The 16138-nt window shown below is 66.9% G+C and carries 13 protein-coding genes and 1 pseudogene; 10 read left to right on the top strand and 4 right to left on the bottom strand.

What is annotated here, in order from left to right:
- Positions 1–38: 38 nt before the first annotated feature.
- Positions 39–1370, bottom strand: coding sequence for a HupE/UreJ family protein (locus NVV32_RS12605; protein WP_422390387.1), 1332 nt, complete (start codon positions 1368–1370; stop codon positions 39–41).
- A gap of 272 nt (positions 1371–1642) precedes the next feature.
- On the opposite strand from NVV32_RS12605, the gene NVV32_RS12600 reads away from it, so the two are divergent.
- The 6 genes and pseudogenes from NVV32_RS12600 to NVV32_RS12575 form a co-directional block, all read left to right on the top strand.
- Positions 1643–2254: a hypothetical protein gene (locus NVV32_RS12600; protein ID WP_152812310.1), complete on the top strand. Its 612-nt coding sequence runs from the start codon at positions 1643–1645 to the stop codon at positions 2252–2254.
- Positions 2255–2627: 373 nt separating this feature from the next.
- The gene (locus NVV32_RS12595) at positions 2628–3206 is read left to right on the top strand and encodes a hypothetical protein (RefSeq protein WP_422390386.1); all 579 of its coding nucleotides are present in this window, start codon (positions 2628–2630) and stop codon (positions 3204–3206) included.
- A gap of 321 nt (positions 3207–3527) precedes the next feature.
- Positions 3528–3785 carry a hypothetical protein gene (locus NVV32_RS12590; protein WP_422390385.1) on the top strand — a complete coding sequence of 86 codons (258 nt, stop codon included), beginning with the start codon at positions 3528–3530 and terminating at the stop codon, positions 3783–3785.
- A gap of 172 nt (positions 3786–3957) precedes the next feature.
- A complete protein-coding gene (locus NVV32_RS12585) occupies positions 3958–4707 on the top strand; it encodes a response regulator transcription factor (RefSeq protein ID WP_422390384.1) in 750 nt (249 codons plus the stop codon).
- A gap of 176 nt (positions 4708–4883) precedes the next feature.
- Positions 4884–6281, top strand: a complete 1398-nt coding sequence (locus tag NVV32_RS12580) for a sensor histidine kinase (RefSeq protein WP_241742711.1) — start codon at positions 4884–4886, stop codon at positions 6279–6281.
- Between the two features lie 157 nt (positions 6282–6438).
- Positions 6439–6486, top strand: a pseudogene (locus NVV32_RS12575) (hypothetical protein); the annotation flags it as partial.
- 87 nt (positions 6487–6573) lie between these two features.
- On the opposite strand, the gene NVV32_RS12570 reads toward NVV32_RS12575, so the two are convergent.
- The 3 genes from NVV32_RS12570 to coaA all read right to left on the bottom strand — a co-directional run bounded on the left by NVV32_RS12570 (position 6574) and on the right by coaA (position 9663).
- Positions 6574–7494 (bottom strand): 2-dehydropantoate 2-reductase, encoded by a 921-nt coding sequence (locus NVV32_RS12570; protein ID WP_422390383.1) that lies wholly within the window; start codon positions 7492–7494, stop codon positions 6574–6576.
- A gap of 328 nt (positions 7495–7822) precedes the next feature.
- Positions 7823–8677 carry a D-alanyl-D-alanine carboxypeptidase family protein gene (locus tag NVV32_RS12565; RefSeq protein WP_422390382.1) on the bottom strand — a complete coding sequence of 285 codons (855 nt, stop codon included), beginning with the start codon at positions 8675–8677 and terminating at the stop codon, positions 7823–7825.
- 8 nt (positions 8678–8685) lie between these two features.
- On the bottom strand, positions 8686–9663 hold the full coding sequence (gene coaA, locus NVV32_RS12560; protein ID WP_422390381.1) for a type I pantothenate kinase: 978 nt from the start codon (positions 9661–9663) through the stop codon (positions 8686–8688).
- A gap of 61 nt (positions 9664–9724) precedes the next feature.
- Here coaA and glmS point away from each other — a divergent pair, with 61 nt between their 5' ends.
- The 4 genes from glmS to glgX all read left to right on the top strand — a co-directional run bounded on the left by glmS (position 9725) and on the right by glgX (position 16032).
- Entirely contained in the window at positions 9725–11665 is a 1941-nt protein-coding gene (gene glmS, locus NVV32_RS12555) for a glutamine--fructose-6-phosphate transaminase (isomerizing) (RefSeq protein ID WP_422390380.1), read from the top strand.
- 57 nt (positions 11666–11722) lie between these two features.
- The gene (locus NVV32_RS12550; RefSeq protein ID WP_422390379.1) at positions 11723–12094 is read left to right on the top strand and encodes a holo-ACP synthase; all 372 of its coding nucleotides are present in this window, start codon (positions 11723–11725) and stop codon (positions 12092–12094) included.
- Between the two features lie 44 nt (positions 12095–12138).
- Positions 12139–13701, top strand: a complete 1563-nt coding sequence (locus tag NVV32_RS12545) for a bifunctional ADP-dependent NAD(P)H-hydrate dehydratase/NAD(P)H-hydrate epimerase (protein ID WP_422390378.1) — start codon at positions 12139–12141, stop codon at positions 13699–13701.
- Positions 13702–13845: 144 nt separating this feature from the next.
- A complete protein-coding gene (gene glgX / locus NVV32_RS12540) occupies positions 13846–16032 on the top strand; it encodes a glycogen debranching protein GlgX (protein ID WP_055768216.1) in 2187 nt (728 codons plus the stop codon).
- Positions 16033–16138: the final 106 nt, after the last annotated feature.

Genomic DNA, 16138 nt, shown 5'->3' with positions numbered 1-16138 from the left:
AGCTATGCGCCACCTTTGAAGCGTGCAGAGCCGAGGCATCAATGCCGGCCGAGGCCGTATACCTTGTCGGCTCGTCGCATCGCGGATGGTCGTTCTGGGGCGAAGGTGGTTCCGGTTGGCCGAGATGCGGTGGCAGTACGGCTTGTCAGCCAGGCGGTGATTGCGATGCCGGCGAGGATTACAGCGACGGCCCAGGAGTTGTTAATGAGTGCTTCTTCGAGTCCTGTGATGGGACTGGTGAGGATGCCGGTTCGGTCCAGGACCCAGAACCCGGCAGCGGTGAGGGCGACGAGGGCTATCCCGGTGCGTACCTGTGTGCCCCACGTGGTGCGTGAGATGAGGTAGATGGAGGGGAAGACCAAGGCGACGGTCGCGAGTTGAGCGAGCTCCACGCCGACGTTGAACGCGAGCAGGGTGAAGATCGACAGGGTCCCGTCGAACCCGAGGTCGGTGAGGATACCGGCGAACGCCAGTCCATGGACCAGCCCGAACAGGCCTGCAATGAGGACTTCTCCGCGATGGATGAGGGGCCTGATGGCGTGGAGGGCTGCAACGGCTACGGACGAGGCGACGAGAATTTCTACGGGCCCGGACGACAAGGTGATCCACCCAAGGGCGGCGGCGATGAGCGTTAACGAGTGTCCGATGGTGAAAGCCGTCACCACGCCGATAACATTGCGCAGCGATCGCCCGAATCCAGCGCGCGGGATCCACCGCCCCCTGATGCTGACAACAAGGGGTGCGACGAGCAGAAGTGTCGTGAGGAACAGCAGATGATCTGCTCCACTGAGGACGTGGTGGAAGCCGTAACCGATCATGTCCATCAGCCCCGGTTCGACAGCATCACCGATGGTTAGGGTTTCGTCGGAGGCTGTGATGACACCTGGTGTTGAGATGGAGCCTGCTGCGTCGGTGAGGACGACGACCGCTTCATGGGAAGCATCGGATTCGATGATGCCGTGGTAGTCGATGACCAGACTCGAGGGGTCGACGTTGCCGGTATCGAAGCTGACGTCGACACTGAACGACTGAATTCCCTCGACGGATTCCACCACAGCATCCGAGTAAGTCTCAGACCATGTGGTTCCATCGGCCCCGGTCACCGTGAGGTGCTCGTCGATGTAGTCCTTGATGGCGTCGACCTGGGCGTCGGTCAGCTCGGTCGCTGTCGCGTAGGAAGTACCAAGAGCCGTATCGAGAGATTCCAGCGCGACCGATACCGTCGCTTCCGCCGAGTCCTCAGTCAGGCGCACCGCGATGGTACTGCTGTCCAGGCTGTGGGCCTGCGCTGAGGTGGCAGGAATGAGTGTCAGCGCGGTGGCGGCGAGAGCAGTAGAAGCGGTCAGGGCTAATCGTCGGAAAGATCGCATGAACCAAGGCTCATCGCACTTGCTTTGCTCAGCCTGTGACCAGCATTAACCCCAACCATGCCTATATACCTGGCCAACACCGATCTCCATGCAGCGATGAGTTGAGCGAGGGAGTGGGGGAGCGGTTGTCCCTCCGATCGGTGTGTCTGACCCACCGATCGGCGCAGATCTGCTCATATCCGAGCCATGGGTAGTTCATAGGGTTTCGAAAGGAACGGGTTCGAGGCTTGAACCATCAACTCCACTCGTACCAGCCTGGAAGGGCCAACACCATGAACATCAAGATGAAACTCGCCGCTCTCAGCCTCGCGGCCGGTCTCGCCCTCTCCGGGTGCGCAGCCGGGACCACCGCCAGCTCGACCACGGACTCTTCGGCAACCACCACGTCCTCCAGTGCCTCCGCCACAGCCACTGAGTCAGCCGCCGGCTCGACCATCGGGACCGGAACACCGCTCGAAGGCGGTATGCCTGCCGGCGGCCCGGGCGATGGCGTCGATGCCTCCAGTGTCACAACCGAGGATGAGCTCATCGCGCTGATCCAGGAAGCCTACGGCGATGCCGGGTTGGACCTGCACCGCGGCCACATGCCGGTACAGGACGTCCTCGACGAGGTCCTCACCATCTCCCACGAGGAACTGCACGTGCGCATGGAAGCCGGCCAGAACCTCTCCGACATCGCCGACGAGCTCGGCGTCGGCACGCAAACCCTCATTGATGCACTGGTCGAATCGTGGAGCCCTGCGATCGACAACCTCCTCGCGTCCGGCACCATCACCCAGGAGCAAGCCGACGCCTACGCCGCCGCGCTCGAGGAAGCCTTCACCTACCGCGTCACGTGGGACGGAGAAGAAGCCACCCCCACCTTCGACGGCTTCACCGCCTAACTCCTGCAGCGACAACACTCTCAGGACCTCTTTCACTACACCCGTACAACAGCTCAACGAAGGCCCCGGCACACGCTGGGCGCCTTCGTTGTGCCAGCGCTGCCCCCGGCACCTGCATCGAGAAACTAGCGCTGACCGGCCCGAGTCCGTACCCATATCGAGCACCATGCAGCTGGTCTGCCTGGTTTAGAACGCGCAGGGGCCAGCAGCAGCGCAGCACAGAAACCGCCCTTAGTTCACAGCCCAACGACAGGTGCCCGACAGGGCACACCTAAAGTGCAAGCCCAAATTCGTAGTAGTCCCTCCTATCGGGACTGCTACCACCAGGAACGACTACCAAGGCCGCGTAGCGGCACAGTAAGGAACACACATCATGTCTACCCCGAAGAAAATCGCCCTTGGAGCAAGCGCGGCTGCCGTCGTCCTTGGCGTGAGTCTCGGCGCTACCGGTATGGCGTCGGCGGCGACCACCGGCTCCGCCCCCACCTCAACGTCCTCGGCTACCGCGGAAGCCACCACCGGCGACGAGACAGCCATGGACCGCAAGGGCGGACCCGGACACGGACCTGGACAGGGACGCGGACAGGGCGGTGTCGACGCCGCTGCACTGGCAACGAAGCTCGGCGTCGACGAGGCGGCGGTGACCGACGCCTTGCAGGCCGCCAGAGACGCCGCCGAGTCGGACGCCGAGACCACCGAGGGCGAGAGGCCTGACAGGAAAGCGCTTCAAAGTGCTGTCGCCGCAGCGCTGGCCGAGGCGCTCGGACTGGATGAAGCAACCGTCCAGACGGCCATCGATGAGCTTCAGGCGGAGAGGACTACTGCTCGATCCGCGGCCGTGCAGGAGCGACTCGACGCTGCGGTGACGGACGGATCTCTCACCCAGGCCGAAGCCGACGGCGCCGCTAAGGCGCTCGAGCTTGGCATCCTCGGCGGCGGAGGTCGCGGATAACCACCACCGCGCGCTGAATGGGGGCTAACAGCTACCGCACGTGAAGGACCAGCCGTCTCGGCGAGATAGACACCGTCAGAACTTTTGTCTATCTCCCGGGACGGCACGATCGTGTAAGGACGCCACCAAGTGTCTCGACCACGTGCGCACCGAGACCGTACTAGGCCGGCGCTCAGACGTTTATTCGTCAGCCGATTATGGATCTCTCCGAGTCGATCTGAGGATGTCAACCTGCACAGCAGCTGCACAGCTTCGGGAAAGGCACGTCCTAAGCCCGAACGGCACAGTGGAGGAACAACCACAGCCAGCTAGGAGAACACCATGATCAGCTACCGACCCACCCCGGAAATCGCCGCAGGACGCAAGGGCATCAGGGCCGCGATTAGCGCGATGGCCCTGGCCGCGGTCCTCGGGACCACGGCCTTCGCGCCCATGGGAGCCGATACCTCTGTGGCGTCGGAAGCCCGCGCCGGCGTGATCGTCGGGACCACAGTTCCCGCCGAACAGGCGCTCATCCGGCGCCAGGACACCGGGGGCTCCCTCGACGAGGGTGCTGCGGCCGGACCCCTGACCGTCTAACACGCCGCTCGGGAGCTCCCGCCGTGCGCCGTCTTCCGTAGGGGATACTGGACCGCAACGCCGGGCCCGCACAGCCTCTCAAGCAACCACCGGCACCGTCGGCATCACCGGCATTCCCGGCACCGGCATCACGGGCACCGATGACATGATGAAAGACACCAAGGTAGACATAATGGCCGATGGCTCGCACCACTCCATGATCGACAACCTGCCGCGCCTTGCCCACCCGGACGGTACCCCCATCAGGGCCCTCGTCGTCGACGACGAAACCAGCCTCGCGGAGCTCGTCAGCATGGGGCTGCGCATGGCGGGATGGAGCGTCACCACGGCGAACGACGGCGCCACAGCGGTGTCCGCGGCGCGTAATTTCCGCCCTGATGTGCTGGTACTCGACGTCATGATGCCCGGGGTCGACGGGATCGACGCACTCAAGAAAATCCGCGCCTTCGCACCGAACGTGCCCGCGCTGTTCCTGACAGCAAAGGACGCCGTCCAGGACCGCATCTCCGGGCTCTCCGCCGGCGGGGACGACTACGTCACCAAGCCCTTCAGCATGGAAGAACTCATGCTGCGCCTGCACCGGCTCGTGCAGCGCTCCGGGGTTGCGGCATCGGACTCCGCAGAACTCGTCGTCGGAGACCTGGTCATGAACGTCGACACGCGGGAGGTGACCCGCGGTGGCGAGGACATCACACTCACGTCAACCCAATGGGAGTTGCTGCGCTACCTTATGGAGAACCCCCGCCGCGTGCTCAGCAAGGCCCAGATCCTCGACAACGTCTGGAACTACGACTTCGGCGGTCAAGCAAACATTGTCGAGCTCTACATTTCCTACCTGCGCAAGAAGATCGACCTCGGACGTCCCTCGATGATCCACACTGTGCGTGGCGCCGGGTACGTCATCAAGCCCACGGTCCCGTGAGTCCTTCCCCCGCGCCTGAGCTGCCAAGCACTAACCCGTCGGTCCCCGTGTCCACTCTCGGACGAAACCCTCAATCGGGACTCAGCACTCCCGGTGTCTCCGGGTCCACATCGTGGAGACACCGCCACCGACGACTACACCTGCGAACCAAGCTGATCCTGGCAACCCTGGCACTGTTGACCGCGATCTGCATAGCGATCGGCGTGTTCAGTCACCTTGCAATGAGCAGCTACCTGACGAGCCAGCTCGATGAGGCACTGACCCCGGCCGCAGGGCGGGCTGGCTTCTCCAACGGTCCACCGCGCGGGCAAGCACCGGATTTTGATGACGTAGACCCCGAGAATGCGGCCGGCCAAAGGCCAGGCACGTTGAACGCGGTGTTCGACGACGGCGAGGTGCAGAACTCCGCGCTCGTGCAGGACGACGGCAGCACAGAACCGCTCACCGACGCAGACCTCGACATACTCGAGTCAGTGAATCCGGCTAGCCAGCCCCAAGAGCTCGTGCTCTCATCAGGGCGATATCGGGTCGATGCAGCGGCGCTGGCCTTTGGCCCTGATGCAGGATCCATCCTCGTGACCGGGCTGTCCACCACCGAGCGCGACAATACCCTCGCCTCCCTCGGCATCACCGTGGCTGGGCTTTCCCTCATCGGTCTTACGCTGACCGGCCTCGCCGGAACGGTCATCATCCGCCGGTCCTTACGTCCGCTCGAGGAGCTTTCCGCGGTCGCGACCTCGGTGTCCAGGATGCCGTTGTCCTCCGGCGAAGTGGCCATCCCCGTGCGGGTGCCTTCCACGGCAGCGCAGCCCGGAACGGAGGTCGGCACCGTCGGGATCGCCCTGAACGAAATGATCGACCACGTCACCAGCGCGCTGCGCCAGCGTCAATCCAGTGAGATGAAAGTGCGGCAGTTCGTCGCGGACGCGAGCCACGAGCTCCGCACGCCGCTCACGTCCATCCGCGGGTACACCGAACTGGTTCTCATGAGCGAGACAGTCAGCGCGGCGGGACGCTCCGCCCTCGAGCGCGTCGACAGCGAGTCCAAGCGCATGTCCTCCCTCGTCGAGGACCTCCTGCTACTGGCGCGCCTCGATGAGGGCCAACGCGGTGAGGTGTCCGACGTCGACCTGACGGAACTCGTGATCGAGACAACAAGCGACGCACGGGTAACCGCGCCTGCGTACATCTGGAGCCTTGATCTGCCGGAGGAGCCTGTCGAGATCCGGGCCGTCGAGCCGGAAATCCGCCAAGTGCTGATCAACCTGCTCTCCAATGCGCACAAACACACCCCACCGGGTACCTCGATCTCCACGGCCCTCACAGTCCGTGACCGGGAAGTGACGATCACGGTCACGGACTCGGGTCCAGGCATCGACCCGTCATTCCTGGACACCATCTTCACGCGCTTCAGCAAAGGCGACGATTCACGCGCGGCCGGAACCGGGAGCACCACGAGCACCGGACTGGGATTGGCGATCGTGCAGGCCCTCGTCGAGGCGAACGGAGGCGCGCTCAGCGTGACCAGCGAACCGGGCCGGACGCAATTCAGGGTGGATCTGTTCATCCCATAACCGTCGCCAGAAGCGCGCCAAGACCGTCTCTGTATCGCCTGCGGCGGCCCGTTTCCTCCGAGCACGCAAAGTGTTGCGCGAGTCGGTAAGTAAGGACTGGCAGGAGCGACAGATAACCACCCCTCAAAGTGATTCGGTATCGCCGATGACTTAGGCGGTGAGTCGCCACAACGCCCTGTGGAGGGCGTGGGAAACCCTGAGGCTCGATCCCGGCACGGGCATGTCCGACTGGTGGCGGATTCACGCCGACGGCGGGGGACCCCGGCCCGAACATGTCTACCTGGGACGACCGTCACGCTGGGGCACTCAGCAGGAAGTTTGCCCTGATTGCGATCAGTGCCAGGTCAAGCAGGGGAGTTGGTTGCTGCAGGGTTCGGCCGCGCAGGGCGTAGTCACCGAGGATGTGGTCAACCTCGGAGGGAAGTCCTACTGTGAGGTCGCGATACAGCGATGTGGTGAAGGACGAGCCCCATTCAGTCAGCAAAGCCACCGCTTGTCGGTGCGCCGAATCCGACACGGGATGTCCTGCCCGCGCAGCGACAACCTCGAGCTCATGGATCGCCGCATGGATCGAATCCTCGCCGCCGGCTTCGAGAACGCGGCCTATAGGGGCGCGGAACAGGCAGTTGATGATGCTGGCAGCAGCGATGATCGCCCACTTGTCCCAGAGGGCACCCCTCACGTCGTCAGCGACGGACAAGTCGTTACCTGGGGCGTCGAGAGCGTCCCGAACGTCTTCCGGTACCGGGATGTCAGTTAGGGATCCCACCATGAGTGAACTCATCGGCGTCTTCTGGTGGACGACGTCCCCGTCCAAGGTCGCCACGATGCGGGCCAGGCCGCCGAGGACCTGTCCCGGATACCGCCCCTGGAGGTGGTCGATGTGCGCCATGCCGTTGAGGATCGGGAGGATGCGGGTATTTTCATCGACGAAGGGGTGGAGGTCAGTGACCGCGGAGGAAAAGGCTGTTGCCTTCACCGTGATGAGCACCATATTGAATGGCTGTTGCGTGGCCGCGGGAACATCCATCGCCGTGAGGACCTGCACCGGGTGTGTCCGGTCAGCTTCCGGGGAAACAAACCGTAACCCGTCCCGACGTAAGGCGTCGGCTTTGCGTTCGCGGACGAGGTAAGTCACGTCCCGCCCCGCTTCCTGCAGCAAAGTGCCGAATGCACCACCGGTTGCTCCTGCGCCTACAACGAGTATCCGCACCGCGATGACATCCTTTCGATCACGACCAGCAATCTCACGTGATAGCACGGGCGTATGCGCTGCAACTTCTCACATCCTGCCCGCCTGGGCACCCGGAAACGAACCAGCACCCGCTGAACCATAGTGCACCAATGGGCCGAGTCGGACCTTCTATAAACCGCCGATAATTGACCTTCTGTAAAGCTAGCTTGACGGGACGGAACCACGATAAAACTTGTTTCGATCGACTACCGCTGGTCAAGGCGCTGGGGATATCTCTCTGGGCTGCCAGCCATTGCAGCGTCGAGTTGCGAGCCTCTGCGGAAAGTACCCGGACGAATGGTCGGGATCAGTACGACGGCGCCGCAGGCAACCCGAAGTGCTCCTCGAGCGTGCGGGTCCCGGCGTCCTGCATGGCGAGCGAGACGTCCCGTCCCACGAACCGGAAGTGCCACGGTTCCGCCGAGAACCCGGTGGTCCCGTCGGAACCGAGCGGGTAGCGCAGGATGATCCCGTACTCGGCGGCGTTCTCGGCCGCCCACCGGGCCGCCGCGGTGCCCGCGAAGCAGGAGACCAGCGTGCACGCTCCGTCCGCCTGGCCGATGTCGAAGGCGAGCCCGGTCTGGTGCTCCGAGTGCCCCGGCCGCGCGGAGACGGTGTCCGCTCCGGCCTGGTCGCCGTACTGACCCACCCAGTACGCGTAGGTGGACTCCTGGTTCGCGTAGGACCGGAACCCGCTGACCAGGACGAGTCCGACGCCGTCGGCAGACGCTGCCGCGAACATCTCCTCCACGGCGGTGGCGGTGTCCGGTCGGAGCAGGCCGTTGTCGGTGGCCGTCGCGACGTCCGGCTGCCGCAGTCCGGACGGCGCGAAGTCGACGGGGACCAGGGGCCGGCGCTTGTTGACGACGACGTCGGCGGCGGCGGGATCCAGGTGCGTGTCGGAACCGCGGGCGGGAGCCGCCGGCGAGGGCGTCGCGGGTCCTGCGGCCGCCCCCTCCTCGGTCACGGCGGGACCGGGGGTGCGCTGTGCGGGCGCGGGGAGCACGCCGGGAGGCGCCGGCAGGTCGGCGGCGCCCTGGGGGATGCCTCCCGGGGCGGACGCTCCCGCCGTCGGAGTATCGGCAGCCAGGACATCCGCGGCGGGGGAGGAGCAGGCCGAGAGGCCGACGGCGAGCACGAGGGCCGCCGTCAGCGGCGCCACCCGCACCGTCAGGTCTTCCGCAGGAGCATGCGGCGGACGGAGTGGTCCGCATCCTTGGTGAGGACGAGCTGGGCGCGCCCGCGTGTGGGCAGCACGTTCGCCACCAGGTTGGGCTCGTTGATGCGCTCCCAGATGTCGGTGGCCTTCAACCGTGCTTCCTCGTCGGTCAATGTGGCGTACCGGTGGAAGTAGGACTCCGGGTCGGCGAACGCGCTGGAGCGCAGCGACTGGAAGCGGTTGATGTACCACTGCCGGATGTTGCTGGTCTTCGCATCGACGTAGATCGAGAAGTCGAAGAAGTCGCTAAGGGCGAGCCCGGTGATGCCGTCCGGCCTCGGCCGGGCGGGTGCGAGCACGTTGAGCCCCTCGACGATCAGGACGTCCGGCCGCCGCACCACGACCTCCCGCCCGGGGACGATGTCATAGGTGAGGTGCGAGTACCAGGGCGCGGTGACCTCGGCGGCGCCGCTCTTGACCTCGCTGACGAACCGCAGCAGGCGGCGCCGGTCGTAGGACTCCGGGAAGCCCTTGCGCTGCATCAGGCCGCGCCGTTCGAGTTCCGCGTTCGGGTAGAGGAAGCCGTCCGTGGTGATCAGTTCCACCTCGGGGGTGTCCGGCCACCGCCTCAGTAGCTCCCGCAGCACCCTCGCCGTCGTCGACTTGCCGACCGCCACGGACCCCGCGACGCCGATCACGAACGGCGTACGCGTCGTGGTCTCGCCGAGGAAGGTGTTGGTGGCCGCGTGGAGCCGGCCGGCCGCCGCGATGTAGAGGTTGAGGAGGCGGGAGAGCGGGAGGTACACCTCCCGGACCTCGTCGAGGTTCAGCGCGTCCCCGAGACCGCGCAGGCGCTGCACGTCCTCCATGTTGAGCGGGCTCTCGATCTCATGGGAGAGCCGGGACCACATCTGGCGGTCCAGTTCGACGAACGGTGTGAAGGATTCGGCACTGGTGGCCTGCTGCGTCCCCGTGCTTCTGTCACTCACCCGACGATTCTGCCCGGTGGCCTGCACAAGAACAAACACGGCCCCCGGTACGCTTGGACCCATGTGTGGAATTGTGGGGTATGTAGGCCGGGACCACGGCCAGGGATCATCGGCTCTCGAATCGGTCGCTCCGGCGTTCGATCAGGAAGCGGCGGACGCGCGGCACGGGGCGCTCGACGTCGTCATGGAGGGGCTCCGGCGCCTGGAGTACCGCGGGTACGACTCGGCAGGCGTCGCCGTGATCACACCGGCCGGCATCGAGTCGCGGAAGAAGGCGGGGAAACTCACCAACCTCGTCGCGGAACTGGCAGCGGACCCGCTGCCGCGCTCGCTCACCGGGATCGGCCATACGCGCTGGGCAACCCACGGCGGACCGACGGACCAGAACGCGCACCCGCACCTCGCGGACGGCGACCGGCTCGCGCTGATCCACAACGGCATCATCGAGAACTACGCCGAGCTGAAGGCCGAGCTGACCGGTGAGGGGCTGACCTTCCTGTCCGACACCGACACGGAGGTGGCTGCCGGCCTCGTCGGCTACATCTACCGCGGACTCGTCGACAGCGGTGTCCAGGGCGACGTCCTGACCCTCGCCCTGCAGCAGGCCTGCCAGCGCCTCGAGGGCGCCTTCACCCTCCTCGCCATCCACCAGGACCAGCCGGGCGTCGTCGTCGCCGGCCGCCGCAACTCGCCCCTCGTGGTGGGGCTGGGCGACGGCGAGAACTTCCTCGGGTCCGACGTCTCGGGCTTCATCGACTTCACGCGCCGCGCCGTCGAGCTCGGCCAGGACCAGATCGTGACGATCACGCCCGACGCCGTCGCGATCACCGACTTCTTCGGCGCGCCCGCCGAGGGCACGGAGTTCCACGTCAGCTGGGACGCCGCGGCCGCCGAGAAGGGCGGCTTCGACTCCTTCATGGAGAAGGAGATCCACGACCAGCCCGACGCCGTCGGCCAGACGCTCCTCGGCCGCTCCGACGTCTCCGGGAACCTCGTCCTCGACGAACTGCGCATCGACGAGTCGATCCTCCGCTCGGTCGACAAGATCGTGGTGCTCGCCTGCGGTACCTCCGCGTATGCCGGCCAGGTCGCCAAGTACGCGATCGAGCACTGGTGCCGCATCCCCACCGAGGTGGAGCTCTCCCACGAGTTCCGGTACCGCGACCCGATCGTGAACGAGAAGACCCTCGTGGTGGCCATCTCGCAGTCGGGCGAGACCATGGACACGCTCATGGCCGTCCGCTACGCCCGCGAGCAGGGTGCCAAGGTGGTGGCCATCTGCAACACCAACGGGTCCACCATCCCGCGCGAATCCGACGCCGTCCTCTACACGCATGCCGGACCCGAGATCGCCGTCGCCTCGACGAAGGCGTTCCTCGCCCAGATCACCGCCGCCTACCTGCTGGGCCTGTACCTGGCGCAGCTGCGCGGCAACAAGTACCGCGACGAGATCGCCGACGTGCTGACCGACCTGTCCGCCATCCCGGCGAAGATCCAGGCGATCCTCGACGACGCCGACAAGATCAAGCAGCTCGGCGCAGACATGGTGAACGCGAAGTCGGTGCTGTTCCTCGGCCGCCATGTCGGCTTCCCCGTGGCCATGGAGGGTGCGCTCAAGCTCAAGGAGCTCGCGTACATCCACGCAGAGGGCTTCGCCGCCGGCGAGCTCAAGCACGGACCGATCGCCCTGATCGAGGAGGGCCAGCCCGTCGTCGTGGTCATGCCGTCCTCGAGCGCCCGCGACTCCCTGCACGCCAAGGTCGTCTCCAACGTCCAGGAGATCCGCGCCCGCGGTGCCGTGACGATCGTGATCGCCGAAGAGGGCGACACCTCGGTGGAGGCCTATTCCGAGCACGTCTTCTACGTGCCGGCCTCGCCGACGCTGCTGGCACCGCTGCTGACCACCGTCCCGCTCCAGATCTTCGCCCTGGCCCTGGCCAGCGCGAAGGGCTACGACGTGGACCAGCCGCGCAACCTGGCGAAGTCGGTCACGGTTGAGTAGATCCATCGGGATGCCGCCGCGGCTCCGTGCCGCGGCGGCACCGTGCGGGGCGTCCCGGTGATCGTCGGGATCGGCGTCGACGTGGTCGACATCGAGCGCTTCCGGAAGCAGCTCGAACGTACCCCCGCCCTCCTCGAGCGGCTCTTCGTACCGTCCGAGCGACTACTGAACACGCGGTCCCTCGCCGCGCGCTTCGCCGCCAAGGAGGCCATCGCGAAGGCGATCGGCGCTCCCGTGGGGATGAACTGGCAGCACTGCACCATCGACGTCGACGCAATGGGTGCGCCCTCGGTCGTCGTCGACGGGACGGTGGCCGACGCCGCCCGCGCCCGCGGGGTGGAGACGTGGCACCTGTCCATCAGCCACGACGGCGGCCTCGCCACGGCGATGGTCGTCGCAGAAGGCCATACACCGTCGGGCACCAGATAGTAACCGTACTGATGACCGGCCTTCGAACCGCTAAGCTCGACCATATGCTTGAAGCTTTCTCCGGGGGAGACGTCCGCGCCGCGGAAGCTCCCCTCATCGACGCCGGGCAGGGTGACGCCCTGATGCAACGGGCGGCGCACGGGCTGTTCGGCGTCGCGCTCGGGCTGCTGCGTGAGGCCGGCCGCAGCACCTACGGCGCCACGGCCGTCGTCCTCGCAGGCAGCGGCAACAACGGTGCGGACGCCCTGTACGCGGGTGAGCGGCTCGTCCGCCGCGGCGTCGGCGCCACGGCCGTCCTCCTGTCGGACCGCGTGCACACCGCCTCGCTCGACGCCTTCCTCCGTGCCGGGGGCACGAGCGTCAGGCTCGACGACGGCGCCGACGCGGAAGCGCTCGCCCGCCACGCCGCCAGTGCCGACCTCGTCCTCGACGGCATCATCGGCACGGGCTCGGGCGGGAACCTGCGCGGCACCGCCCGGAGCTTCGTCGAAGCCTTCACCACCGTCGCCGGACCCCGAGGACGGCGGACTGCCCTCGTGATCGCCTGCGACCTGCCGAGCGGGATCGGCGTCGACACGGGGCGCGTCGACGGACCGGTCATCGCCGCGGACGCCACCGTCACGTTCGGTGCCGCCAAGCCCGGACTCCTGCTCGGGGACGGTGCCCTGGCGGCGGGGGAGCTGAACGTCGTCGACCTCGGGCTGGATCTCTCCGCCCTCACCCCCGCGGTCCGGAGCCTGCTCGACGCCGATGTCGCCGCCCTCCTGCGCCGTCCCACGGCCCAGGACCACAAGTACTCCCGCGGGGTCCTCGGCGTCGCCGCCGGCTCGGCCCGCTACCCCGGCGCTGCGGCCCTGGCCGTCGGCGCGGCGCTCGCCACGGGCCTCGGCATGGTCCGCTATCTCGGTCCCGACGCCGTCGCGGCCCTCGTCCACCAGCGCAACCCCGAGGTGGTGGCCTCCGGCGGTTCCGTCGGCGAGGCCCGGTCGCAGGCCTGGCTCGTGGGTCCGGGCGCCGTGGACGACGAGGACCAGCGCGTGCGCGCCGTCGAGGCGATCGCCGCCGGACTGCCCGTGGTGGTGGATGCCGGTGCGCTCTCCGAGGTGCCCGAGCGCGTGGGACCCCAGGTGATCCTGACTCCCCATGCCGGTGAACTCAGCCAACTGCTCGCCGGGCGTGGTGTCGACGCCGACCGGGCGGCCATCGAGGCCGAGCCCGCGCACTATGCACTCCGCGCAGCCGAGATGACCGGCGCCACGGTGCTGCTCAAGGGCTTCACCACCGTCGTCGCGGCGCCGTCGGGCACCCTGTTCGCGCAGACCGACGCGAGCCCCTGGTTGTCCACCGCGGGCTCGGGTGACACCCTCGCGGGCATCATCGGGGCGCTCGCCGCGACCCTGGCCGAGGACGACGGCGCCGCCGGTCGCGTCGGCGTCGCGCAGGAGGACCTCTGGGCGGCGGCCGCGGCCGCCGGGGCACTGCTGCACGGCCGTGCCGGACAGCGGGCCGCGCTGCGCGGACCCGTCGTCGTCTCGACCCTCCCGTCGGACATCGGAGCCGTCGTCGCCGACCTCCTCGAAGGGCGTCGCCTAGCCGCCGTCCCGTAGGAGAGGGTCGACGCCGTTAACCGCGTCGACAGACGAATGCGCTATGTATGGAGCAGGCGCTCCGGGGCACCAGGACCCCGGAGACTGCGAGCACCACCGCCACGGCCCCGAGGGGATCGTGGCGTATGACACCAAGGAGAACCAATGGAACTATGGCCCGGCGATGCTTACCCCCTGGGAGCCACCTATGACGGCACCGGCACGAATTTCGCGCTGTTCAGCGAGATCGCGGACTCCGTGGTCCTCTGCCTCTTCGACGACGACGGCACCGAGACGTGCGTCGAGCTGAAGGAGGTCGACGGCTACGTGTGGCACGGCTACCTGCCGCACGTGACCCCGGGCCAGAAGTACGGCTACCGCGTGCACGGCCCCAACAATCCGGCCGAGGGACACCGTTGCAACCCGAACAAGCTCCTGCTGGATCCCTATGCGAAGGCGATCTCCGGTGACCTGGACTGGGACCAGGCCCTGTTCGGCTACAACTTCGGTGACGAGCACTCGGTCAACAACGAGGACTCCGCCGCCCACATGATGCTCGGCGTCGTCGTGAACCCGTTCTTCAACTGGGACGGCGACCGCATGCCGCGGACGCCCTACCACCAGTCCGTCATCTACGAGGCCCACGTCAAGGGCCTCACGCAGCTGCACCCGGACATTCCCGAGGAGCAGCGCGGTACCTACGCCGGCGTGGCGCACCCGTCCGTCATCGCGCACCTGCAGAAGCTCGGCGTCACGGCGATCGAGCTCATGCCCGTGCACCAGTTCGTGAACGACAGCACGCTGCAGGAGAAGGGCCTCTCGAACTACTGGGGCTACAACACCATCGGCTTCTTCGCGCCGCACAACAAGTACAACTCCTCCGGCGACCAGGGTGAGCAGGTCCAGGAGTTCAAGGCGATGGTGCGCGAGCTGCACCTCGCCGGCATCGAGGTCATCCTCGACGTGGTCTACAACCACACCGCCGAGGGCAACCACATGGGCCCCACCATCTCGATGCGCGGCATCGACAATGCGGCGTATTACCGCCTGGTGGAGGACGACAAGCAGTACTACATGGACACCACCGGCACCGGCAACTCGCTGAACGTCGGCAACCCGCACTCCCTGCAGCTGCTCATGGACTCGCTGCGCTACTGGGTCACCGAGATGCACGTGGACGGTTTCCGCTTCGACCTCGCCTCGGCCCTGGCCCGCGAGTTCTACGAGGTGGACCGGCTCTCGGCCTTCTTCGAACTCGTCCAGCAGGACCCGATCGTCTCGCAGGTGAAGCTCATCGCCGAGCCGTGGGACGTCGGCCCCGGCGGCTACCAGGTGGGCAACTTCCCGCCGCAGTGGACCGAGTGGAACGGCAAGTACCGCGACACCGTGCGCGACTTCTGGCGCGGCGAGCACTCGAGCATCGGCGAGTTCGCCTCGCGGCTCACCGGCTCGGCGGACCTGTACGAGCACTCGATGCGCCGCCCCGTCGCGTCCATCAACTTCGTCACGGCCCACGACGGCTTCACCCTGCGCGACCTCGTCTCCTACAACGAGAAGCACAACGAGGCCAACGGCGAGGACAACAACGACGGCGAATCGCACAACCGCTCCTGGAACGGCGGGGCCGAAGGGCCCACCGATGATCCCGAGGTCCTCGCGATCCGGGTGCGCCAGCAGCGCAACTTCATCGCCACCCTCCTGCTCTCGCAGGGCGTGCCGATGCTGCTGCACGGCGACGAGCTCGGCCGCACGCAGGAGGGCAACAACAACACCTACTGCCAGGACTCCGAGCTCAGCTGGGTGCACTGGGACAAGATGGACCAGCCGCTGCTCGAATTCACCGCGGCCGTCAACCGGCTGCGGTCCGAGCACCCCACGTTCCGCCGCCGCCGCTTCTTCGACGGACGCCCCGTGCGCCGCGGCGAGGGCGAGGCGCTGCCGGACATCGTGTGGCTGGACACCGCCGGCGAGCTCATGGCCCCCGAGGACTGGGACAGCGGCTTCGGCCGTTCGATCGGTGTCTTCCTCAACGGCCAGGGCATCCAGGGGCGTGACGCCCGCGGCCAGCGGATCGTCGATGCCAACTTCCTGCTGTACTTCAACGCGCACGACGAGGCCGTGGACTTCACGATCCCCTCGGACGAGTACGGGACGTCGTGGGACGAGGTGATCGACACGGCCGGCAAGTACGCGGACAGTGAGGCGATCCCGGCCGGCAAGACCATCGCGGTCGAGGGGAAGTCGATGGTCGTCCTGCGGGCGCACTCGGAGGTCGAGGACCTCGACCATTCGGTCGCGGCGTCCCTGGCCATCCTCGCCAACGAGGTCACGGCGAAGACCGGCACCCCCTAGCACCACCCGGCACCACGCAGCACCACGGGGTGCACCCGCGCAGTCCAGCCGGGTGCACCCCTCGCGCTCGACCCGAGCGCACCACCGCCTTCACCACCGCCCGTCC

It is taken from the genome of Arthrobacter sp. N1, from assembly GCF_048288285.1.
Taxonomy (GTDB): domain Bacteria; phylum Actinomycetota; class Actinomycetes; order Actinomycetales; family Micrococcaceae; genus Arthrobacter_D.
Note: the sequence above shows the minus strand (reverse complement) of the source record. Positions and strands in the feature narration are given on the sequence as shown.